General features: G+C 63.6%; 21 protein-coding genes and 1 pseudogene. 21 read left to right on the forward strand and 1 reads right to left on the reverse strand.

All coding sequences use genetic code 11. The features are described 5' to 3' along the window. Positions 1-246, forward strand: a pseudogene (locus tag AC1DT6_RS05475) (ABC transporter ATP-binding protein); the annotation flags it as partial. A 264-nt stretch (positions 247-510) separates the two neighbouring features. Here AC1DT6_RS05475 and AC1DT6_RS05480 read toward each other — a convergent pair. Beyond that, on the reverse strand, positions 511-1455 hold the full coding sequence (locus AC1DT6_RS05480) for a LysR substrate-binding domain-containing protein (protein ID WP_441632213.1): 945 nt from the start codon (positions 1453-1455) through the stop codon (positions 511-513). A gap of 123 nt (positions 1456-1578) precedes the next feature. Between AC1DT6_RS05480 and AC1DT6_RS05485 the strand changes: the two genes are divergently transcribed. The 20 genes from AC1DT6_RS05485 to AC1DT6_RS05580 all read left to right on the forward strand — a co-directional run bounded on the left by AC1DT6_RS05485 (position 1579) and on the right by AC1DT6_RS05580 (position 23331). Continuing rightward, on the forward strand, positions 1579-2574 hold the full coding sequence (locus AC1DT6_RS05485) for a tripartite tricarboxylate transporter substrate binding protein BugE (RefSeq protein ID WP_441632215.1): 996 nt from the start codon (positions 1579-1581) through the stop codon (positions 2572-2574). A 4-nt stretch (positions 2575-2578) separates the two neighbouring features. Next, positions 2579-3439, forward strand: coding sequence for an N-formylglutamate amidohydrolase (locus AC1DT6_RS05490; protein WP_441632217.1), 861 nt, complete (start codon positions 2579-2581; stop codon positions 3437-3439). Positions 3440-3637: 198 nt separating this feature from the next. Beyond that, the gene (gene mnmG, locus AC1DT6_RS05495; RefSeq protein WP_441632219.1) at positions 3638-5578 is read left to right on the forward strand and encodes a tRNA uridine-5-carboxymethylaminomethyl(34) synthesis enzyme MnmG; all 1941 of its coding nucleotides are present in this window, start codon (positions 3638-3640) and stop codon (positions 5576-5578) included. Continuing rightward, on the forward strand, positions 5579-6286 hold the full coding sequence (gene rsmG / locus AC1DT6_RS05500; protein WP_441632221.1) for a 16S rRNA (guanine(527)-N(7))-methyltransferase RsmG: 708 nt from the start codon (positions 5579-5581) through the stop codon (positions 6284-6286). 68 nt (positions 6287-6354) lie between these two features. Next, entirely contained in the window at positions 6355-7128 is a 774-nt protein-coding gene (locus AC1DT6_RS05505; protein WP_035873008.1) for a ParA family protein, read from the forward strand. A gap of 37 nt (positions 7129-7165) precedes the next feature. After that, the gene (locus AC1DT6_RS05510; RefSeq protein WP_441632223.1) at positions 7166-8068 is read left to right on the forward strand and encodes a ParB/RepB/Spo0J family partition protein; all 903 of its coding nucleotides are present in this window, start codon (positions 7166-7168) and stop codon (positions 8066-8068) included. Positions 8069-8412: 344 nt separating this feature from the next. Continuing rightward, positions 8413-8949 carry an ATP synthase subunit I gene (locus AC1DT6_RS05515; protein WP_441632225.1) on the forward strand — a complete coding sequence of 179 codons (537 nt, stop codon included), beginning with the start codon at positions 8413-8415 and terminating at the stop codon, positions 8947-8949. Positions 8950-9195: 246 nt separating this feature from the next. After that, complete coding sequence (gene atpB, locus AC1DT6_RS05520; RefSeq protein WP_441632227.1) at positions 9196-10059, forward strand: F0F1 ATP synthase subunit A; 864 nt, start codon at positions 9196-9198, stop codon at positions 10057-10059. Between the two features lie 63 nt (positions 10060-10122). Then, the gene (gene atpE, locus AC1DT6_RS05525; RefSeq protein ID WP_006157246.1) at positions 10123-10389 is read left to right on the forward strand and encodes a F0F1 ATP synthase subunit C; all 267 of its coding nucleotides are present in this window, start codon (positions 10123-10125) and stop codon (positions 10387-10389) included. Positions 10390-10488: 99 nt separating this feature from the next. After that, positions 10489-10959 (forward strand): F0F1 ATP synthase subunit B, encoded by a 471-nt coding sequence (locus tag AC1DT6_RS05530; protein WP_441632228.1) that lies wholly within the window; start codon positions 10489-10491, stop codon positions 10957-10959. Between the two features lie 2 nt (positions 10960-10961). Then, positions 10962-11501 carry a F0F1 ATP synthase subunit delta gene (locus AC1DT6_RS05535; RefSeq protein ID WP_441632230.1) on the forward strand — a complete coding sequence of 180 codons (540 nt, stop codon included), beginning with the start codon at positions 10962-10964 and terminating at the stop codon, positions 11499-11501. Between the two features lie 52 nt (positions 11502-11553). After that, positions 11554-13095, forward strand: a complete 1542-nt coding sequence (gene atpA, locus AC1DT6_RS05540) for a F0F1 ATP synthase subunit alpha (protein WP_276287619.1) — start codon at positions 11554-11556, stop codon at positions 13093-13095. A gap of 74 nt (positions 13096-13169) precedes the next feature. Continuing rightward, positions 13170-14045 carry a F0F1 ATP synthase subunit gamma gene (gene atpG, locus AC1DT6_RS05545; RefSeq protein ID WP_477114541.1) on the forward strand — a complete coding sequence of 292 codons (876 nt, stop codon included), beginning with the start codon at positions 13170-13172 and terminating at the stop codon, positions 14043-14045. Between the two features lie 33 nt (positions 14046-14078). Beyond that, the gene (atpD, locus tag AC1DT6_RS05550) at positions 14079-15482 is read left to right on the forward strand and encodes a F0F1 ATP synthase subunit beta (protein WP_441632234.1); all 1404 of its coding nucleotides are present in this window, start codon (positions 14079-14081) and stop codon (positions 15480-15482) included. 139 nt (positions 15483-15621) lie between these two features. Then, complete coding sequence (locus AC1DT6_RS05555; RefSeq protein ID WP_035873030.1) at positions 15622-16038, forward strand: F0F1 ATP synthase subunit epsilon; 417 nt, start codon at positions 15622-15624, stop codon at positions 16036-16038. Positions 16039-16825: 787 nt separating this feature from the next. After that, positions 16826-17803, forward strand: coding sequence for an RsiV family protein (locus AC1DT6_RS05560; RefSeq protein WP_477114542.1), 978 nt, complete (start codon positions 16826-16828; stop codon positions 17801-17803). A gap of 5 nt (positions 17804-17808) precedes the next feature. Next, positions 17809-18231 carry a CoA-binding protein gene (locus AC1DT6_RS05565; protein WP_035873322.1) on the forward strand — a complete coding sequence of 141 codons (423 nt, stop codon included), beginning with the start codon at positions 17809-17811 and terminating at the stop codon, positions 18229-18231. A gap of 56 nt (positions 18232-18287) precedes the next feature. Further along, a complete protein-coding gene (locus tag AC1DT6_RS05570; protein ID WP_441632239.1) occupies positions 18288-19244 on the forward strand; it encodes an alpha/beta hydrolase in 957 nt (318 codons plus the stop codon). A gap of 96 nt (positions 19245-19340) precedes the next feature. Beyond that, positions 19341-20438 (forward strand): uroporphyrinogen decarboxylase, encoded by a 1098-nt coding sequence (gene hemE, locus AC1DT6_RS05575; RefSeq protein WP_477114543.1) that lies wholly within the window; start codon positions 19341-19343, stop codon positions 20436-20438. 574 nt (positions 20439-21012) lie between these two features. After that, positions 21013-23331, forward strand: coding sequence for a primosomal protein N' (locus AC1DT6_RS05580; protein WP_441632243.1), 2319 nt, complete (start codon positions 21013-21015; stop codon positions 23329-23331). The last annotated feature ends 12 nt before the right edge of the window (positions 23332-23343 follow it).

The following is a 23343-nucleotide window of genomic DNA, read 5'->3' on the forward strand; positions in this document are numbered from 1 at the left end:
CAAGCCTCAAGCCTCGGGCTGGCGCCGCTGATCGTGAAGGAAATCTTCCACATCATCAACGACCTGCGCAAGACCGGTGTGGCGACACTGCTGATCGAGCAGAACGCACGCGCGGCGCTGCAGGTGGCGGACTATGGGTATGTGATCGAGACGGGGGACATGGCGATGGAGGGGCCGGCGGCGGAGCTGGCGGCGAATCCGAAGGTGATCGAGACGTATCTGGGGCTGGCGAAGAAGGCGGCCTAGGCCTTATTGATTGTCGGAATTTATACGACGAATAATAACTGGCATTTCCAGTCATTACTATTTGTGGATTGGATGGCAAGAAGCCGGACCCCACAGATGCGTTCTTGATCCATGGTTAGCGCAGCGATAGGTACGCTATATATCTATGGAAAGAATGTAAATGCATATACGAATTGGCGATCAATTCGTTGTGTAGATATCCGCGTACCAAGAGGCGAGTGACTATTCGGCGAACAAAAATAATTTACAGAATTTTTCCTTCTGTTATTTGTCTGGTGAATTTTCCTGATTGGCCTGCAGCACGTCGGGATCATGCGCCGCCATGCCAAGTAGCCACGCACGAAACTTGGCAAATGCGGGATGGTCCCGCCTCTCCCTCGGCGCACACAGAAAGTACCCCCGCGTCAGCCTGATCGGCAAATCGAACGGCGCCACCACGAGCCCCGCGGCAATCTCATCCCGTACCAGACAGCGCTGCAGTACGGCCACCCCCATGTCCGCCTTGACCGCCTGGACCAGAATCGAGACCTGGTCGAAGCCCGTGGCAAGCGCCGGCGCAGCACTGGGTACGCCTGCCGCATACAGCCAGTGTTGCCAGTTGGCAGGGGCGGTGGTGTGGTAGAGCAAGGGTTCTTGCAGCAGTTCTGCCGGCTCGGACCATCGTCCAGCCTCATGGCGGGCGCGGGCCCGGTCGGGATGACAGATGGGTACCATCTCGCTGCCGATCACGTAGTCGCATTGCAGGCTTGGCCAGCGGTCCGGGGTGCCGGCCAGGATTGCAGCATCCGGCGCCGGGCCTGTGAAATCCTCGTTGCGCCGGTACGGCACAAAGTCCAGGCGGATCTCGGGGTAGCGACGGTGGAAATCCGGCAGCCTTGGTATCAGCCATACGCTGGCCAGCGTGGGCACCGCGGACAGCGTGAGGTGATGCTGACGGTCGCGAGAGAGCAGGGCGGCGCTGGCGTGCTCAATGGCTGCCAGCGGGCCGGCCACCGAGTCGAGCAGTTGCCGGCCGGCATCCGTCAGGGTCAGGCGATGCGCATTGCGCTGGAGAAGGGGCTGGCCAAAGTGCGATTCGAGACGGGCAATGGCGCGGCTGATCGCCCCCTGGGTGACACACAGATCCTCGGCCGCACGCGTAAAGCTGCCCAGCCGCGCGGCGGCGGCAAAGGCATGCAGTTCGGACATCGAGGGCGAGCGTAGCCGCATTGGGGGAGGGCGGAGCCGAGAATGAGCTTTGGTAATGCAACCGTGCAATATAGTCGTTTGTGCGGACCCGGTAAACTGCCGACACTTGGCCACCTTCCCATATAACTCCAAGGAGAAAACCCCATGATCCGAGCCAGTTTGCCGCGCCGGCATTTTGTCCTGTCCTGCCTGGCGGCATGCGCCAGCCTCTCTGCCGCTGGCGGCGCGTTCGCGCAGGCCAACTATCCGAACCGCCCGATCCGCCTGGTCGTACCTTTTGCCGCGGGCGGTTCGACTGACCTGTCGGCGCGCCTGGTGGCGGAGTTCGGCGGCCGTGAACTGGGCCAGTCGATCGTGGTGGAGAACAAGGGCGGTGCCGGCGGCTCGCTTGGCATGGAGCAGGTCGCGCGCGCGGCTCCGGATGGATATACCATCGGCATGGCTACCGTCAGCACGCACGGTTCCAACCCGGCCGTGTACCCCAAGCTGAATTACGACCCGATCAAGGATTTCGCGCCAGTCACCAATGTGGTGGCGATCCCCAGTGTGTTCGCCGTGCATCCGAGCGTGCCGGCCAAGACCATGCAGGAGTTCGTTGCCCTGGTCCGTGCCAACCCCGGCAAGTACAGTTTCGCTTCACCGGGCGCGGGTTCGCTGGGCCATGTGAATATCGAGAACTTCATGATGCTGGCCAAGATCGACCTGCTGCACGTACCTTACAAGGGCGCCGGCCTGGCACTCAACGATGCGGTGGCGGGGCAGGTCAATGCGATCACCGACAACCTGTCGTCCACGCTGCCCCACGTGAAATCCGGCCGGCTGCGCGCGCTCGCTGTGCTGGGCGCAGTTCGTTCACCGCAGTTGCTCAACGTGCCGACCTACGCGGAACTGGGCTACAAGGAGATGGGGGATGGCGGCTGGTTCGGCATCGTGGCACCCGCGGGCACGCCGCCGGCTATTGTCGAGAAGCTCAACAGCGCCATCCACAAGGCCATGCAGAACCCGGAGTTCAAGCGCAAGGTGGAAGAGTCCGGCGGCACGCTCGTGCCGACCACGCCGGATGGCTTCAAGGTGCAGATCCAGCAGGCCATGACGCGCTATGCGCGCGTCGCCAAGGCCGCCAATATCAAACTGGATTGATTGCATGAATGATAGCTTCGAACCCTTTGTCCAGTCCGCGCCGCAGGCTCAGGCCTTGCCGCTGGTTTGCGATTCGCCGCACAGCGGCACGTGCTACCCGCAGGACTTCGGTGCGGCCATCCCGCGGCAGCGCCTTCGGAGCGGCGAGGACACCCACGTGGAATCGCTGTGGGAAGCCGTGCCGCGGATCGGCGGCACGCTGATTGCTGCGAATTTCCCCCGCGTCTATATCGATCCCAATCGTATGTTAGACGATCTGGATCCTGAACTGCTGGATGGCGCCTGGCCTGAGCCGCTGGCGCCAGGTGAAAAGACGCGCCTGGGCTATGGACTGATCTGGCGCAATGTGGATGCGGCCACACGGATCTACGACCGCAAGCTCTCGCTGCAAGAGGTACGCGGCCGGATTGATCGATACTACCGCCCTTACCATCAGGCACTATCGGCGGCGGTGGAGGAGGCCTACCAGCGCTTCGGTGCGGTCTGGCATCTGAACCTGCACTCGATGCCGAACAACGCCTATGAGCGGCTCAAGATCCAGAGTCCGCGTCCACTGGCGGACTTCGTGCTGGGCGATCGCGACGGCACGACCTGCGAGCCGGATTTCGTCGCACTAGTGGAATCCGAATTGCGGGCGCTCGGCTATACGGTGGCGCGTAACGATCCGTACAAGGGCGTGCAACTGATAGCGCAAATTGGGCGCCCCGCCGAGCGGCGCAACAGCTTGCAGATCGAGATTCGCCGACCGCTGTATATGGATGAGGCAACGCGCGAGCGCAGCACCGGGTTCGGCCAGGTTCAGGCGGATCTCGGCCGACTGGTCGAACGCATTGCCAGCTACTTGCGAGAGCAGGGCGGGGCATGATGCGTAGACGTTAATCCAGTCAGTATCCAAGCCGGGCCATCGCGCCCGGCTTTTTTTGTTTCACGTGGAACACACCCGAGTTATTCATGCGGCATGTTTCACGTGAAACATGCCGCGGCGCAGGGACGCCACAGCGAATGCCGCTATAATTCGGCATCCCGATTCATTTCCCGCCAGCCTCCCGGAGGAGGCGCCTCCATGCTTTACCCAAAAGAATTCGATGTCATTGTTGTCGGCGGCGGCCACGCCGGCACGGAAGCCGCGCTCGCCGCGGCTCGTATGGGCTGCCAGACGCTGCTGCTGAGCCATAACATCGAGACCCTTGGCCAGATGAGTTGCAATCCGTCGATCGGCGGCATTGGCAAGGGCCATCTCGTCAAGGAAGTGGACGCAATGGGTGGTGCCATGGCGGCTGCCACGGACGAGTCGGGCATTCAGTTCCGCATCCTGAATTCCAGCAAGGGCCCGGCCGTTCGCGCCACCCGTGCTCAGGCCGACCGCGTGCTGTATCGCAAGGCGATCCGTACCCGGCTGGAAAACCAGCCGAACCTCATGCTGTTCCAGCAGGCCGTGGATGACCTCGTGGTGGAGGGAGACCGCGTGGTCGGTGCCGTCACTCAGGTTGGCATTACGTTCCGCGCGCGCGCGGTTGTGCTGACCGCCGGCACCTTCCTCGACGGCAAGATTCACGTGGGGCTGGATAACTACACCGGCGGACGTGCAGGCGATCCTGCGTCGGTATCGCTGTCCGCGCGGCTGAAGGAACTCAAGCTGCCTCAGGGCCGCTTGAAGACCGGTACGCCGCCGCGCATTGATGGCCGCACCATCGACTTCTCCGTGATGGAGGAGCAGCCCGGCGATCTCGACCCGGTGCCTGTGTTCTCCTTCCTGGGCCGTGCCGAACAGCACCCGCAGCAATTGCCGTGCTGGATCACGCATACCAATAGCCGTACCCACGATATTATCCGTGGCGGCCTCGATCGTTCGCCGATGTACACCGGCGTGATCGAGGGGGTAGGGCCGCGCTACTGCCCCAGCATTGAAGACAAGATCCACCGCTTCGCCAGCAAGGACAGCCACCAGATTTTCCTGGAGCCGGAAGGGCTGACGACCAACGAGTTCTATCCCAACGGGATCTCAACCAGCCTGCCGTTCGACGTGCAACTCGCCTTGGTGCATTCGATCCGTGGCATGGAGAACGCGCATATCCTGCGCCCTGGCTACGCCATCGAGTACGACTACTTCGATCCGCGTGCCCTGAAGGCCTCCCTGGAGTCCAAGGCGATCCGCGGCCTGTTCTTCGCGGGGCAGATCAACGGCACCACCGGCTACGAGGAGGCGGCGGCCCAAGGCCTGCTGGCCGGTATCAATGCCGGGTGCTTCGTGAAGGAGCGCGAAGCCTGGACTCCCCGGCGGGACCAGGCCTATCTTGGGGTTCTGGTCGACGATCTGATCACCCGCGGGGTCTCGGAACCGTACCGAATGTTCACCAGCCGCGCGGAGTTCCGTTTGAGCCTGCGCGAAGATAATGCCGATATGCGATTGACCGAGGCTGGTCGGGCGCTTGGCGTTGTCGACGATGTGCGCTGGGATGCATTTAACCGGAAACGCGATGCTGTTTCACGTGAAACAGAGCGATTGAAGGGGACCTGGGTCAATCCGAGCCTGCTGCCCGAGGCGGATGCGGTGCCGCTGCTCGGCAAGGCGATCGAGCGCGAGTACAACCTCGCCGACCTGCTGCGCCGTCCGGCCGTTACGTACGACGCACTGATGGCACTGCAGGATGGCAAGTTCGCGCCGGCCCAGCCGCTGGATACCGATCCCCTGCTGGTCGAGCAGATTTGCGAGCAGATCGAGATCGGCATCAAGTATCACGGCTACATCGCACGCCAGGCTGCGGAGGTGGATAAGCTGGAAGCCAACGAATCCACCCGCTTGCCAGAAGACTTCGATTACACCGAAGTGCGCGGCCTGGGCATTGAGGTCGGCCAGAAACTGAACCAGCACCGCCCGGAGACACTCGGCCAGGCATCGCGTATTTCCGGCGTGACGCCGGCGGCGATTTCACTGTTGCTGGTCCATCTGAAGAAAAAGGGCATGGGGCGTACCAAGTCCGGCTCCAGCCAAGAGGCCGCCTGAGTGAGGAACCAACGTTACACCGCCGTGGACGATGCCGACCAGCGCCGTCGGCTGGAAGCCGGCCTGTCCGCCATCGGGCTGGCTCTCTCCGCGCCACAGATAGACCAGTTGTTTGCCTACCTCGCGCTGCTGCGCAAATGGAACGGCGTCTATAACCTGACCGCCATCCGTCATCCTGACGAGATGCTCACCCACCACATGCTGGATTCGCTGGCCGCTGTGCCGGCGTTGGCGGAGGCGGCGCGCGCCGCCGTGGTGGAGGAGGGCGCGCGCCGCCGGGTGCTCGACGTGGGTTCGGGCGGCGGCATGCCCGGCCTGCCGCTTGCCATCGCCTGTCCCGATGTATCGGTACTGATGGTCGACATCGTGCAAAAGAAGACAGCCTTCCTCACGCAGTGTCGGGCACAGCTCGGATTGTCCAATTCCGCTGCCCATTGGGGGCCGGTCGAGAAGCTGGAGGACAACAAGGGCTATGCGGTGATCACCTCGCGCGCATTTGCAGAGTTGAGCGATTTCGTCTCGCTCGCCGGCCACCTGCTGGCGCCGGGCGGCAAGCTGATAGCAATGAAGGGCGTTTATCCCCAGCCCGAGATCGATCGCATGGAAGCGGCCGGGCTGATGGCACAGTGGCAGGTCGAGGCAATCCCGCGCCTGACCGTGCCGGAGCTGGACGCAGAGCGTCACCTGGTGGTGCTGTCGCGCCGCTGACCCGGCCGGTGGTTGTCGCCGGCGCCCACCCCCGGCAGGTTGAAATCAAGCAGGAGCAGCAGGAGCTTATGGCCAAGGTATTCGTGATCGCAAACCAGAAGGGCGGCGTCGGCAAGACCACCACCACGGTGAACCTTGCCGCCGGGCTGGCGGCACAGGACCAGCGCGTGCTGCTCGTCGACCTCGATCCCCAGGGCAACGCCTCGATGGGATCCGGCATCGACAAGCAGTCGCTCGAACACAGCGTCTATCAGGTGCTGGTCGGGCTATCTACGGTGAAACAGGCGCGCCAGCACTCCGAGTCCGGCAAGTACGATGTGTTGCCTGCCAACCGTGAACTGGCCGGTGCGGAAGTAGAGCTGGTCGAGCTGGATCAGCGCGAGCGCCGGCTCAAGAACGCCCTTGCCGAAGTCGATGACGAGTACGATTTCGTGCTGATCGATTGCCCACCCTCGCTCTCCCTGCTGACCCTCAACGGCCTCTGCGCCGCCAACGGCGTAATCGTGCCGATGCAATGCGAGTACTTCGCGCTGGAAGGGCTGTCCGATCTCGTCAACACCATCAAGCAGGTGCACGCCAACCTCAATCGCGACCTGAAGGTGATCGGCTTGCTTCGTGTGATGTTTGATCCACGTGTGACATTGCAGCAGCAGGTGTCAGCCCAGCTTGAGTCGCATTTCGGCGACAAGGTGTTCAAGACCGTCATTCCGCGCAATGTGCGGCTGGCGGAAGCACCGTCCTACGGCGTACCCGGCGTGGCCTTCGATCCGTCCTCCAAGGGCGCCAAGGCTTACCTCGACTTCGGCGCGGAAATGATCGCGCGCGTCAAGCAACTCGGCTAAGCGCCGGGCCTGAGATTCACGTATACAGGATACCGAGATGAGCACCGTGAAGAAGAAGGGCCTGGGCCGCGGACTGGAAGCCCTGCTGGGTGGGCCGGCCGAAATTGTCGATGCCGTCAAGCAGGAGGGCGCGCCTTCGGTGCTGCGTCTGGACCAGCTCCAGCCCGGCAAGTACCAGCCGCGCACGCGCATGGATGAGGGTGCGTTGCAGGAGTTGGCCGCGAGCATCCGCTCCCAGGGTCTGATGCAGCCCATCCTGGTGCGCCGCGTGGCCGAGCCGGATCGCTACGAGATCATTGCCGGGGAGCGGCGCTTCCGCGCCTCCAAGATCGCCGGGCTCGACGAGGTGCCGGTGCTGGTCAAGGACGTGGCAGACGAAGCCGCCGCCGCGATGGCGCTCATCGAGAATATCCAGCGCGAAGACCTCAATCCGCTGGAAGAAGCGCAAGGCATCATGCGCCTGGTGCGCGAGTTCAATTTCACGCACGAGCAGGCGGCGGAATCGGTAGGGCGCTCGCGCAGCGCGGTATCCAACCTGCTGCGTCTGCTGAACCTCGCCCAGCCGGTACAGACCATGCTGATGGCGGGCGATCTCGACATGGGGCACGCGCGCGCGTTGCTACCCGTCGACGGCGCCAACCAGATCACGCTCGCCAATCAAATCATTAATAAGCGATTGTCGGTGCGCGAGACCGAAAAGCTGGTAGCCTCCACCCTCAAGCCCCTGGACCTCAGGTTGCAGAAACCAAACAACGGCGCACCGGCGCGCGACGTGACGCGCCTTGAGGAAGAACTATCCGACGTGCTTGGCTTGCCAGTGCAGATCAAGCTGGGCACCCGCGGCAAAGGCCAGCTCACCATTCACTTCACCAGCAACGATGCGCTCGACGGTGTGCTGACACGCCTGCGCGAGCCCGGCGAGAGCCAGTCTCCCGCCTGAGTGGGCTTCCCGAAAATAGTGCGCGATTAACGGCCGGGCTGCGTGGTTTTAGTGCCACGGACCGGCCGCGATGATCCCTTCGTAAGCGCCACGCAAGGGCGTTAAACGACCATGGTGCGCCGCTGTCCCAAGGCGCTTCAATTACTTGGCGCGTTATTGGAGGCAGTCGGTCGCGCGCGCACTATGGGCGCGTGGAGATTGCAAGCGGAATGCGGACTGTTGCAAGGAGTCTGTAAGCAGATTGACTCGCATGGTGCATTCCTCGTAAAATCGTGCGGTTTGAATTCCGGCCGGTCCAGAAAAGTTCCGGGTCGGATTAAACAACAAGCAGAGGCAATACGCAGGTGGTTTCAGATCGTCATGATGCTGGTCAGGATAAAGACCGGCAGCCGCGTAACGCACCTAAAGTCGCACGTAATGCAGCCTGGGAAACCTGGGAAGACGACGAGGCGGAGCGCGAGGAAGAGGCGGTCGATCCGCTGTCGCGCGTCGAGGCGGAAACGCTGTTCGGCGAGCGCGCGCTGCGCCCTTCGCGCATGACGCCCGGCAGGGTCGTGCTGGCGCAGATGGCGGTTACTGTTTTGTCGGCCATTGCCTGGCGACTGTTTGCCGGCGGTAACGCCGGGGCGGCGGGTTGGTCCGCACTATTTGGTGGCACGGTATGTTTCGTGCCCAGCGGCTTCTTCGCCTTGCGCCTCTGGATGTCGCGCGAGCGTCCCTCGATCAGCGGGCTTGTGGTCGGCGAGGCGATCAAGGTGTTTGCCACCGCCGCACTGTTTGTGCTGGTGGTGGTGCTGTACAGCGAGTTGCGCTGGGTTCCGATGCTGGTCACGTTCCTGCTTGCGCTCAAGACCTACTGGGTGGCGCTGGCGATTCGCTGAGGGTGTGCCTCAGGGCAAAGTGGCCAGGCGCAGTAGATCGAATAAGTGTGCTTCCTGTCGAAGTGGGGCACGAAAACAGAATATCAAGAGTTTTTTGGCGTGGCGCGTCACAACAGTGAAGCGCGGCGCAGATAAGGTTCAAACGAGCTTGCCCGCGGTGACCAGCAAATCATGCTGAAGGCGGTGCAAGAAGCGTACCGGCAAAATGCCGGCAACTGGTTTCGCAATATTACGGTTCGTTTCGACATGTCAGCTGCTCAAGGCGCCGAACAGGCCCTCACCCCCTCCGGCTATATCGCCGAACACTTGCAGAATTTCAACTCGGTCGGCGGCAAGCAAGCCTCCGTGGTTGACTTCAGCATCATCAACTACGACACCGTGTTCTGGTCGGTACTGTGCGGCGCCATCGCCTGCCTGTTCCTGTACGCCGCAGCGCGCCGCGCCACCGCCGGCGTGCCGGGCCGTTTCCAGGCATTCGTCGAAATGATCGTCGAGATGGTCGACGACCAGGCCAAGGGCATCATCCACGGCGACCGTTCCTTCATCGCTCCGCTGGCGCTGATGGTGTTCTGCTGGATCACCGTGATGAACGCCGTCGACTTGATCCCGGTCGACTGGGTCACCGGCCTGAACGGCCTGCTGGGCATCTTCCACATCCACCTGCCGCACCATCGCGCCGTTGCCACGGCCGACCTGAACGGCACGCTGGGCATGTCATGCGCCGTGCTGGTGCTGATGATTTACTACAGCTTCAAGATCAAGGGCGTGGGCGGTTTCGCACATGAGCTGCTGTCGGCCCCGTTCGGCGCCAAGTGGTACCTGGCCCCGTTCAACCTGGTCCTGAACCTGATCGAATTCCTGGCCAAGGCGGTTTCGCTGGGCATGCGGTTGTTCGGCAACATGTACGCCGGCGAACTGGTGTTCCTGCTGATCGCGCTGCTGGGTTCCATCTGGACGTTCAGCGCAGACCTGTCCGCGCTGGGCTTCGTCGGTCACGTACTGGCCGGTGCTGTCTGGGCGATCTTCCACATTCTGATCGTTTTGCTCCAGGCCTTTATTTTCATGATGCTGACGCTGGTGTACATCGGCCAGGCTCACGATCACCACTGATTTTCAAGTTTTCGGTTTTTCGGTTTTTTGGTTCTAAGTCTCTTCTCAATTAAAGGAGTCGTCATGCAAGCATATCTCGCCAACATCCAGGGTCTGACCGCCATCGGTATCGGCATCATCATCGGTCTGGGCGCAATCGGCGCCTGCCTGGGTATCGCCCTGATGGGCGGCAAGTACATCGAAGCGTGCGCACGTCAGCCCGAGCTGATGAACCCGCTGCAAACCAAGATGTTCCTGCTGGCTGGCCTGATCGACGCGGCATTCCTGATCGGTGTTGGTGTTGCAATGCTGTTCGCATTCGCCAACCCGCTGCTGGCTGTCATCAAGTAATTCTTTTCGGTCTGCATGATGCTGACGGGCGGCGCGGGCCACTTAGCCTGGCCGCYCTTGCGCATTTATCTGTAGTTTGATTACCGAAAGGAACACACCATGAATCTGAACGCAACGTTTCTTGCGCAGATGGTCGTGTTCTTCATCCTGTGGTGGGTAGTTGCCAAATTCATTTGGCCGCCGCTGGTGAAGGCGCTCGACGAACGCGCAAAGAAGATCGCCGATGGCCTCGCCGCCGCCGAAAAAGGCAAGGCTGAGCTCGAACTCGCCAACAAGCGTGTGGACCAGGCCCTGGCCGAAGCCCGCACCGAAGGTGCCCAACGCGTCGCCGACGCCGAGAAGCGCGCCCAGCTGACGGCTGACGAGATCAAGCAGAACGCCCAGGCAGAAGCCGCACGCATCATTGCCCAGGCCAAGGCCGAAGCCGATCAGCAAGTTACCCGCGCGCGCGAGCAATTGCGCGACCAGGTCGCCGTGCTGGCCGTCAAGGGTGCCGAGCAGATCCTCAAGCGCGAAGTGAACGCGCAGGTCCACGCGGATCTGCTCAATCAACTCAAGGCTGAGCTCTAATCATGGCTGAAACCGCAACCATTGCCCGTCCCTACGCAGAGGCGCTGTTCCGCGTCGCGACCGAGTCGAGCGGCAATCTGGATGCATGGTCCGAGCTGGTGTCGGAAATGGGGCAAGTTGCCGCCAATCCCGACTTGAAGGCGGTGGCTGGCGATCCGAACGTGCAAGGCGACAAGCTGACCGCACTGTTCCTGTCGGCCCTGAAGTCTCCGGTCAACGACGAAGCCAGGCGCTTTGTCAGCCTGCTGGTGGCTAACCACCGCCTGTCGGTATTGCCGGAAATCGCCGAGCAGTTCCATGCGCTCAAGAACGACCGTGAAGGGTCGGCAGATGTCGAGATCACGAGTGCCTTCCCTATCGAGGGCGCAACCCTGACCGACCTCGTCGCCTCACTCGAACGCAAGTTCGGCCGCAAGCTGCAGCCTTCGGTTGCGGTGGACCCGTCGCTGATTGGCGGCGTGCGCGTCAAGGTCGGCGACGAAGTGCTCGACACCTCCGTGCGTGCGCGCCTGGCAGCAATGCAAGTGGCGCTGACCGCATGATGCGCGTAAGCGCGCATACCGGCCGACGGATTGAAGAATTAGGAGCATTGTGATGCAACTGAACCCCTCAGAAATCAGCGAGCTGATCAAGTCCCGCATCTCGGGTCTTGGCGCTGACGCTGAAGTGCGCAACACCGGCACGGTGATTTCCGTGACCGATGGTATCTGCCGCGTGCACGGCCTGTCCGGCGTGATGCAGGGCGAGATGCTGGAATTCCCCGGCAACACCTTCGGCCTCGCGCTGAACCTCGAGCGCGACTCTGTCGGCGCCGTGGTGCTGGGCGACTACGAACACATTTCCGAAGGCGACCCGGTCAAGTGCACCGGCCGCATTCTGGAAGTGCCGGTTGGCAAGGAACTGCTGGGCCGCGTGGTCAACACGCTGGGCCAGCCGATCGACGGCAAGGGCCCGATCAACGCCAAGGAATTTGACGTGATCGAGAAGGTTGCCCCTGGCGTGATCGCACGCCAGTCGGTTAGCCAGCCGGTGCAGACCGGCCTGAAGTCGATCGACGCGATGGTGCCGATCGGCCGTGGCCAGCGCGAGCTGATCATTGGCGACCGCCAGACCGGCAAGACCGCCGTCGCTGTCGACGCCATCATCAACCAGAAGGGCAAGGGCGTTTTCTGCGTCTACGTGGCAATCGGTCAGAAGGCTTCGACCGTGAACAACGTGGTGCGCAAGCTCGAAGAGCTCGGCGCGATGGAGTACACCATCGTGATCGCGGCAACGGCTTCGGACTCCGCCGCCATGCAGTACCTGGCTGCCTACGCCGGCTGCACGATGGGTGAGTACTTCCGCGACCGCGGCGAAGACGCGCTGATCGTCTATGACGACCTGACCAAGCAAGCCTGGGCCTACCGCCAGGTGTCGCTGCTGCTGCGCCGCCCGCCGGGCCGCGAAGCCTACCCCGGCGACGTGTTCTACCTGCACTCGCGTCTGCTCGAGCGCGCAGCCCGCGTGAACGCCGACTACGTCGAGAAGTTCACCAAGGGTGCCGTGACCGGCAAGACCGGCTCGCTGACCGCGCTGCCCGTGATCGAAACGCAGGCTGGCGACGTGTCCGCCTTCGTGCCGACCAACGTGATCTCGATCACCGACGGCCAGATCTTCCTGGAAACCGACCTGTTCAACGCAGGTATCCGCCCCGCAATCAACGCCGGTATCTCGGTGTCGCGCGTTGGTGGTGCCGCCCAGACCAAGGTCATCAAGAAGCTGTCCGGCGGTATCCGTACCGACCTGGCCCAGTATCGTGAACTGGCTGCGTTCGCGCAGTTCGCTTCCGACCTGGACGATGCCACCCGCAAGCAGCTCGAGCGCGGCCGCCGCGTGACCGAACTGCTCAAGCAGGCTCAATACCTGCCGCTGCAGGTGTGGCAGCTGGCCGCGTCGCTGTACGCAGCCAACAACGGCTTCCTCGACAACGTGGAAGTGAAGGACATTCTCGCGTTCGAGAAGGGCCTGCACGACCATCTGAAGACCAAGTACGCCGACCTCATCAACCGCATCGAAGATACCAAGGATCTGTCGAAGGAAGATGAAGCCACGCTGCGTGCCGCGATCGAGGATTTCAAGAAGTCCGCCGCGTTCTAACCGCGCAATTCCACGAAACTGCGCCGGCGCCGTTGCCATGACGGTGCCGCCGCAGCACGAATGGAGAGGAAGATATGGCCGGAACGAAAGAAATTCGAACCAAGATCAAGAGCGTGCAAAACACGCGCAAGATCACCAAGGCGATGGAGATGGTCGCCGCGTCCAAGATGCGCAAGGCGCAGGAACGGATGCGTAACGCCCGTCCTTACGCTGAGAAAGTGCGCAATATCGCGGCGCACCTGGCTGAAGCCAACCCCGAGTTCAAGCACCCCTTCATGGTGGCGCGCGACATCAAGCGCGTCGGCATGATCGTGGTGACGACCGACAAGGGGCTGTGCGGCGGCATGAACACGAACGTGCTGCGCGCGGTGACCAATGAGCTGCGTGAGCTGCAAGGCCGCGGCGTGCAGGTGCAAAGCACCGCCATTGGTTCCAAGGGCATGCAGTTCCTGGGCCGCATCGGCGCCAAGGTGGTTTCGCACGTGGTGCAGCTCGGTGACACCCCGCATCTGGAAAAACTGATCGGTGCGATCAAGGTCCAGCTCGACGCCTACACCAATGGTGAGGTGGACGCTGTGTACCTGGCTTACACCAAGTTCATCAATACGATGAAGCAGGAGCCGATGGTGGAGCAGCTGCTGCCGCTCCCCGCCGACAAGTTTGCCCAGACCGAAGATGAAAAGCGCGCCTACTCGTGGGATTACATCTACGRGCCCGACGCCCAGACCGTGGTGGAAGAACTGTTGGTCCGCTACGTCGAAGCGCTGGTGTACCAGGCCGTGGCCGAAAACATGGCGTCCGAGCAGTCGGCGCGCATGGTGGCCATGAAGGCTGCATCCGACAACGCCAAGAACGTGATCGGCGAACTGCAACTGGTCTACAACAAGACCCGTCAGGCAGCGATCACCAAGGAACTGTCGGAAATCGTCAGCGGTGCCGCAGCCGTCTAAGGCGTCAAGTATTCAAGCTATCGGAGATACGAAATGAGTATCGGAAATATTGTGCAGTGTATTGGCGCCGTGGTGGACATCGAGTTCCCCCGCGACGCGCTGCCGAAGGTGTACGACGCGCTCGTGCTGGAAGAGAGCAACGAAGCCTCGTTCGCCGAGAAGGGCCTGACCTTCGAAGTGCAGCAACAGCTGGGTGACGGCGTGGTGCGTACCATTGCCCTGGGTTCGTCGGACGGCCTGCGCCGCGGCATGGCGGTGAAGAGCACCGGCGCCCCGATTTCGGTGCCGGTTGGTCAAGGCACCCTGGGCCGCATCATGGACGTGCTGGGTCGTCCCATCGACGATGCCGGCCCGATCGCATCGGACGAGCGGCGCGGTATCCACCAGAAGGCTCCGAAGTTCGACGAACTGTCGCCTTCGGTTGACCTGCTGGAAACCGGCATCAAGGTGATCGACCTGGTCTGCCCGTTCGCAAAGGGCGGTAAGGTTGGCCTGTTCGGTGGCGCCGGCGTTGGCAAGACCGTGAACATGATGGAGCTCATCAACAATATCGCCAAGCAGCACAGCGGTTTGTCGGTGTTCGCCGGCGTGGGCGAGCGTACCCGTGAAGGGAACGACTTCTACCACGAAATGAAGGACTCGAACGTTCTCGACAAGGTGGCCATGGTGTTCGGCCAGATGAACGAGCCGCCGGGCAACCGTCTGCGCGTGGCACTGTCCGGCCTGACCATGGCCGAGAAGTTCCGCGACGAAGGCCGCGACATCCTGTTCTTCGTCGACAACATCTACCGCTACACGCTGGCCGGTACGGAAGTGTCCGCACTGCTGGGCCGTATGCCTTCCGCAGTGGGTTACCAGCCGACGCTGGCCGAGGAAATGGGCAAGCTGCAAGAGCGCATTACCTCGACCAAGACCGGCTCGATCACGTCGATCCAGGCCGTGTACGTGCCTGCGGATGACTTGACCGACCCGTCGCCTGCTACCACCTTCCTGCATCTGGACTCGACCGTCGTGCTGTCGCGTGACATCGCCGCGCTGGGTATCTACCCCGCCGTCGATCCGCTCGACTCGACCTCGCGTCAGCTCGACCCGCAAGTCGTGGGTCAGGAGCACTACGACGTGGCCCGTCGCGTTCAGCAAACGCTGCAGCGCTACAAGGAACTGCGCGACATTATCGCGATTCTGGGCATGGACGAACTGTCGCCGGAAGACAAGCAGGCTGTGTCGCGTGCTCGTAAGATCCAGCGTTTCCTGTCGCAGCCCTTCCACGTCGCGGAAGTGTTCACGGGTTCGCCGGGCAAGTACGTGCCGCTGAAGGAAACCATCCGTGGCTTCAAGATGCTGGTGGACGGCGAGTGCGATCACCTGCCCGAGCAAGCGTTCTACATGGTCGGTTCGATCGACGAAGCCTTCGAGAAGGCCAAGAAGCTCCAGTAAGCGGCGTCTTTCGCTTTCAGCGCCGTAGTGGCGGTTGCCGCGGACAGCAATGTCGGCGGCGGCCGCGCTCAGCCTGAGCGCGGAATACTTGCTTCCTGGCAACGGGAAGCCGAAGCTTTCAGGGACTAAAGGAATTCACATGGCAACCATTCTTGTAGACGTCGTCAGCGCCGAATCGTCGATCTTCTCCGGTCAGGCGAAGTTCGTGGCGCTGCCGGGCGAGTCGGGCGAGCTGGGTATCCTGCCGGGCCATACGCCGCTGATTACGCGTATTCAGCCGGGCGCGGTGCGCATCGAGAAGGAAGACGGCAGCGAAGAGTTCGTGTTCGTGGCCGGCGGGATTCTCGAAGTCCAGCCCAAGCACGTCACCGTGCTGGCGGACACCGCGATCCGCGGCGGCGACCTCGACGAAGCCAAGGCGCAGGAAGCCAAGCGCGCCGCCGAGGAGCTGATGCAGAATCAGAGCAGCGATCTCGACCTGGCACGTGCGCAAGGCGAGCTGGCTGTTGCTACTGCGCAACTGGCTGCCATCGCGCGCCTGCGTCGGAAACGGTAAGAAGAAGCAGTACCGCCGCAGCTGTTGTTTTTTTGGCAGCGGCAAAAAAAAGGCAGCCTCGCGGCTGCCTTTTTTGAATCCCAACGACTATTCTGTCGGCTCAGGACAAAAAAAAGCGCGCGGGCCGGGGAGGCTCCGCGCGGACGGGAAAATCCCTTCGAGGGGTCAATTCGAAGGAACGGGTAAGGTCCAGGTCAACCAACAGGCGCAAACCACTTTCTTGGTGGTCCAACATCCGGTCGGACAGTATTGATCGCATTCAGACGATCTCACCAACCAGAACCGGCACGCGCCAACATCATCTCAACCTGGTACACCGACCGCAGCATCGTCTGCGATCCGGTCAATCTAGGTGGGAATGCTTCCTTAGGCTTTCTTCAATGCGCCCTCCCTTTCTGTTTGGGGGAGGGAACGCCTTTCACAAAAAACTGATTGTGTTAAAGCATTGTGGGGGAAACTTTTGGGGATGGCAGTAACAAAATGTATCGGTTTGCAAGAAGTTGAAAGCGCGGTAACTAAAAAAGCGTCTAAATAGGCGTTTTAGCGCGCATTGCATCTGCTCCGCCGCCAGGCGGCGGGAACATCACCACGTGGCGCGGGTCCGATAGATTTCGCTGAACTCGCCATCCGCTTTGCGGTCCGGCCATCGATTGCCATGCCGCCTCACTCCGYTTTTTCCCCCGTCGCTCCTGCTTCCGCACATACCACAAGAGGCCTTGTCCAGCTTGGCATTGCGGCGCTGTCAACCGCTTCCCTGTTTGCTGGCGGTCTTGCTTGCGCCGCCGAGTTGCAAGCGCCCAATGGCGTGCTGTGGCAGGGCGAGCTTGACGGCGGCGTGYAGGTAGCGCTGACGATTTTCTCGCGCGCCGGGACCGAGCGGGTCGAAGGAACGGCCCGTTACGATTCAATGCTTGCCGCCGCACCACGTCAACTCGATGGCCAATTGACAGCGCAGGGGCGCCTGAGCGTGCGCGAGCGCGACGACGTCCAGGCGCCGGCTGAGTATCCCGAGCCCCGCGCTGGTGCACGTTTCGAAGGCACCGTCTCCGCCGATGGGCTGAGTGCCACCGGGCAGTGGATGAGTATCGATGGTACCCGCCGGCAGACACTAACGCTGACCCGCAAGGCGATTTACCGTGAGCGCACCGTGAAAGTGGCAGGCGCGCAACTTACCGAACGCTTTCCGGAGACTGGCCGCCCCCGACTCGATGCGCTAATTGCATCGCTGCGTGACAGCGGATGCGGTGAGGGCGAGCAGGAATGCCGCAGCGGGATCGAGCTGATGCGCCTCGACGGCGGCGTTGTCAGCCTGCTGCGTACCACCTGGCGCTATAGCGGCGGTGCCCACGGCAGTCTCGACTTTGTCGGCGGCACCTGGCGGAGCGATACTGCCGAATCCGCATCAGCGGCATCCGCGGCGCCGGCCCGGTCTGTCTATACGCCTGTCCGGCTTGCAGACCTGCTGCAGCCGGGCGAGGCTTGCCTGCAAAAACTCAACGACGAACTGCAGGTCGAGCTGAAGCGGCAGGGCGCGGCCGAGCCCGAACGCGGCGCGCTTGATGTGCAAGCCCTGCGTGATACGCGCACTCCATTTATCCTGTACCGCGGTGGCCTGGTAATGCACTATGCGCCTTACGCGGTAGGGCCGTTTGCACAGGGCGCATACCAGGTGGCGGTGCCTTTCGCGCGGCTGGGCAGTTGTGCCCGCCCGCCTGCCACCGGCCGCGACAAATCCCCGGAACCCAACGAGAAGGAACAGACGTGAGCGAGATGCATCAGGCCATACACAGCATGCTGGCGATGAAGACCGTGGCTGTGGTTGGCCTCTCCGACCACCCCGACCGCGCCAGTCACGAAGTGGCTACCTTCCTGCAGCGCCACGGCTACCGTATCGTGCCGGTCAACCCGCGCCATGCCGGCGAGCGCATCCTGGGGGAAACCTGCCACGCCAGCCTGGCCGATGCCGCCGCGGTGCTGGCTGAGTCGGGGCAGCGTATCGAATGGGTCGATATCTTCCGTCGCGCCGCCGACGTGCCTCCGGTGGTCGAGGACGCCATCGCGATCGGCGCCCGCGGGGTCTGGTTTCAGCTCGGCATCGTCAATGACGTCGCCTTCGGCCGGGCCAGCGCCGCCGGCCTGCTGGCGGTGCAGGACCGCTGCAGCAAGATCGAGCTGATGCGCCTCGCGTCCTGATCCCGCTACACTAGCCGGTCGAGCACAGACCAGACAAATTCCACTCGCAAGCAGCCATGGCCATCGATCCCCAGCTCCTCGACTACTATCGCCGTCTCGCCGAGCGCTACGCCGGCCAACCCACACCGGCCGATGCGGCCGGCCGCCGCGCACGCTTCGCCGAGATCGCAGCCACCTCGATCATGCCGGATCCGGAAGGCGTCGTTGCCGCCGATCTGGAGATCCCGCTGCCGGGCCGCACCCTGGCCGCGCGCCTGTTCCGGCCCGAGGCCGTGGCCGAGCCGCGCCTGATCGTCTACTTCCATGGTGGCGGCTGGGTGGTCGGCTCGCATGACACGCACCACAGCGTGGCAGCGCTGCTGGCTGCCGACACGGGCTGCGCGGTGGCGAGCGTGGATTACCGGCTGGCGCCGGAATTTCCATTTCCGGCGCCTTGCGACGACGCGCTGGAAGCCGTCCTGTGGTTCGCCGAGCAGCGCGTGCGCTTGCGCCTGGACGCGGGCTTCCTGGCCGTGGCCGGCGACAGCGCGGGCGGCCACCTGGCGGCGCAGGCGGCGCGCTGGGCCAATGCGCATGCGCGTCCGGGCCTGGTCAACGCCCAGTTGCTGGTCTACCCCGTGACGGCCCCGGTGCTGGCGACCGAAAGCTATCGCGCCTTCGCGGATGGTCCTGGCCTCACACGCGACGAAATGGCCTGGTTCTGGACCGAATTCATCGGTGCCGGGCGCCTCGCCGAAGGCGCTGCCATCGAAGACACGCGCATCCACCTGATGGGCGCCGCGCCGAAGCACCTGCCGCCGGCCAGCGTAGTGATGGTCGCCGCTCACGATGTGCTGCGTGACGACGGCCTGGCTTATGCCGATTACCTGGTGCGCTACGGCGCACCGGTGATCACGCTGGAAGCGAGCGGCATGACGCACGGCTTTGCCCGCCTGCAGCCCGATGTCCCGCGCGCGCGCGAATGGATGCGCCGCGCCGCGCAGGCCTTCAAGGAACTGGCGGCGGATATCTGAGCGGGCGGCCCCCGCGGAATGGGCGCCCGGGCCGCCGCGCCACGCCAAGACTGCCGGCAGCGACTGGCCATCCCGTAAAATGGCGGTCTTACGAGGATGACCATGACCGCATTGCAGAACGATACCTTCCTGCGCGCGCTGCGCCGGCAACCCACCGAGTACACCCCGCTGTGGCTGATGCGTCAGGCGGGGCGCTACCTGCCTGAATACAACGCCACGCGCGCTCGCGCCGGCAGCTTCCTCGGCCTGGCCAAGAACCCGGCCTACGCGACCGAAGTCACCCTGCAGCCGCTCGAGCGCTATCCGCTCGATGCGGCCATCCTCTTCTCCGACATCCTTACCGTGCCCGACGCCATRGGCCTGGGCCTGTCGTTCGCGCAAGGCGAAGGACCGCGCTTCGCGCATCCCCTGCGTACCGAGGGCGATGTCAAGAAGCTGGCGGTGCCGGACATGGCCTCGCTCTCCTATGTGTTCGACGCGGTCAGCGAGATCCGCCGCGCCCTGGTGCAGGACGGCCGCCAGCGCGTGCCGCTGATCGGTTTCTCGGGTAGCCCCTGGACACTGGCTTGCTACATGGTGGAAGGCGCCGGCTCCTCGGATTTCCGCACGGTCAAGGCCATGATGTACAGCCGCCCGGACCTGATGCACCGCATCCTGGAGATCAACGCCGCGGCAGTCGCGGCCTACCTGAATGCGCAGATCGAGGCTGGCGCGCAGGCGGTGATGCTGTTCGATACCTGGGGCGGTACGCTGGCCGATGGCATGTACCAGGCCTTCTCGCTGGCCTATATGCGCCAGGTGCTGGCTGGGCTGAAGCGCGAGCACGACGGCCAGCAGGTGCCGGCCATCGTGTTCACCAAGGGCGGCGGCCTGTGGCTGGAAGAACTCACCGGCATCGGCGCCGACGCGCTGGGACTGGACTGGACGGTCAACCTGACCCAGGCGCGCCGCCGGACTGGTGGCAAGGTGGCCCTGCAGGGCAACATCGACCCCAATGTGCTGTTTGCGCCGGAGGCCGCGATTCGCGAGCAGGTGCGCGGCGTGCTCGACAGCTATGCCGCCGGCGGCGGCAGCGACGGTCACGTTTTCAACCTGGGTCACGGGATTTCCCAGTTCACGCCGCCCGAGAATGTGACGGTGCTGGTGGACGAGGTACATCGCTACAGCCGGCAACTGCGCGTCGCCGCGACGTGACAGGGGGTGCACGTCTTACCGCCCGCCCAGGGCTGCCATCTGTGCGGCGCAGCGAGCAGGCCTCGCGCGCCGCGCAGGGATGCCCGCGTGCCGGGTGAGGCTTGCAAGAAGCGCTGTCAAGTAAACTATTTTGCAATATTTCGTCCTTTCGGTGCTGGTTCGCGCTTGTCAAGGCTTGACTTATGCACATCAATGGGTTTTCCGCAGTGCAAGAGCGGGTTAGTCCTTAACTCATCTGAGGGAGGTCTGCAAGTCCTTGATTTACAAGGGATTGCATCCAGGCAAGGTCGGGTTGGAATGCCCATGGGAGCCTTGTTTTACGGGCGTTTGCGGGAACTCCGGGCGAGTTTTCAACAAAGTTATCCACAGGCGGTGCCCGAGGCCGGGAAAACCAGCCATCTATCATCGACTTAGGGGCACATTTGAAGCGTTACTTTAAGTTGATGTTGCGCCGCACACTTAATTTGGCCGAAATGCGGCCTGGCGCCGGTCTGCACACGCTTCGGGCCTCTTTGCCCCATTGTGGAACGTACCTGCTGCTGCGCTCCGTGTCCGGGTCGGGAGGCGCAGTGTGATGTCCCCGGCGATCCCCGGGGAAGCCGGGTCGGCAGCGGCACCGGCAAGCGTTGCGGGCAGGGATGGTGCCCCGCTCGCCGTGGTGCAGGTGGCGCTCGATACACCGGCCGACGACGTTTTCGACTACCTTGCCGGTCCCGAAGTACAGCCAGGCGATCTGGTGGCCGTGCCGTTTGGCCGCCGCATGCTGGTGGGCGTGGCGGTATCGCGTTCGGCGCACTCGGACGTACCTGCCGAGCGCCTGCGTCCCGTCGCCCAGCACCTGGACTGGCTGCCGCCGCTCGGCGCGCACTGGGTCGCCCTGGCGGCGTTTGCCGCCCGCTACTATCACCGCTGCCTGGGCGAAGTCATGTTGCCTGCGCTGCCTCCGGCGCTGCGCGAAGCCGACGGCTGGGCGCGGCTGGCCCTGCGTGCCCGCAGCGAGCATTACCGCGTAGTCCCGGGGCAAGGCGCGGCCCTGCTGGCGGCGGTGCCGGCGCGTGCGCGTACCGTGCTGGCGCTGGCACAGGCGCTGGTAGCCGCCGCGGAGGACGGGCCGGCGGTATCCGCTGCCGAGGCGCGTGCGCTGTGCAGCGCCGCCCCGTCGCGCCTGGCGGAGTGGGCCGGGGCCGGCTGGGTGACCTCCGAGCGTGCCGACCGGCCTTTGCTGGGCACGCCTGCGGCAAGCGAGCCGTCCGCCGCGCCGCCGCTGCACGACGAGCAGCGCGTGGCTGTGGAAGCGATCGTGCAGGCCACGGGATTCTCACCTTTCCTGCTCCACGGCGTGACCGGCAGCGGCAAGACCGAGGTGTACCTGCACGCCATGGCCGAAGTGCTGGCGCGGGATGCGCAGGCGCAGGTACTGATGCTGGTGCCCGAAATCAACCTCACCCCGCAGTTGCAGGGCCGCATTGCCGCGCGTTTCCCGCATCTGCCGCTGGCGGTGCTGCACAGCGGCCTGGCCGACCAGGAGCGCACCCTGCAATGGCTGGCCGCGCACCGCGGCGAGGCCCGCATCGTGCTGGGCACGCGCCTGGCGGTCATGGCTTCGTTGCCGCACCTGGCGCTGATCGTGGTCGACGAGGAGCACGATACCTCCTACAAGCAGCAGGAAGGCCTGCGCTACTCGGCCCGCGACCTCGCGGTATGGCGCGCCAAGCAGCTTGGCGCCGCGGTGGTACTGGGCTCGGCCACACCGTCGATGGAGTCCTGGTGGCGCGCCGAGCAGGGCACCTACCGCAAGCTGGTGCTGCGCGAGCGCGCCCAGACCGACGCCACGCTGCCGACAGTGCGCCTGATCGATATCAACCAGGAGCGCCAGCGCCAGCGCGCGCTCTACGAAGGCCTGTCGGTGCCTTTGCTCAACGCCATCGAGGCTCGCCTGAAGCGTGGCGAGCAGAGCCTGCTTTTTCTCAACCGGCGCGGCTATGCGCCGGTGCTGGCCTGCGACAGCTGTGGCTGGCTTTCCGGCTGCCCGCGCTGCTCGGCCTACCTGGTGCTGCACCGGCCCGAGCGCCGCCTGCGCTGCCATCACTGCGGGCTGGAATCACCGGTGCCGCATCACTGCCCGGACTGCGGCAACGTGGACGTCGCGCCGCTTGGGCGGGGCACCCAGCGCATCGAGGAGGCCCTGGCCGCGCGTTTCCCGCAAGCGCGCATTGCCCGCATCGACGCCGATTCCACGCGCCGCAAGGGCAGCGCCCAGGCCATGTTCGACGAAGTGCACGCGGGCGAGGTCGACATCCTGGTCGGCACCCAGATGGTGGCCAAGGGACACGATTTCCAGCGTGTGACGCTGGTCGGCATCGTCCATCCCGACGCCGCCATGTTCAGCCATGATTTCCGCGCCGCCGAGCACTTGTTCGCCTCGCTGATGCAGGTGGCCGGCCGCGCCGGACGGGCAGGGCTGGCTGGCGAAGTACTGATCCAGACACGCTATCCCGACGCATCGGCATTGCAGGCATTGGTACGCCATGACTATGATGGATTCGCGGCCACGCAGTTGCGCGAGCGCCGGCAGGCCGGGTTGCCCCCGTTTGCTTACCAGGTGCTGGTCACGGCCGAGCATGCCCAGCTGGAACGCGCGCTGGCTTTCCTGCAAAGCGCGCGCAACCGCGCAGATGCATGCCCCATGGCGCCGGAGGTGCAACTCCATGACCCGGTGCCGATGTCGATGGTGCGCGTATTCAACCGGGAGCGTGCGCAGATGCTGGTAGAGAGCACATCACGCCTTGCGCTGCAGCGGTTTATCAGCGAGTGGGTGCAAACTTTTGGTGATGCAATGGCCGATGCCAAGGGCGTGCGCTGGCAACTGGAGATCGATCCGCTGCGAATTTGAATCCGTTCCGGA

The sequence above is a fragment of the Cupriavidus sp. 01L45 genome (assembly GCF_056399885.1).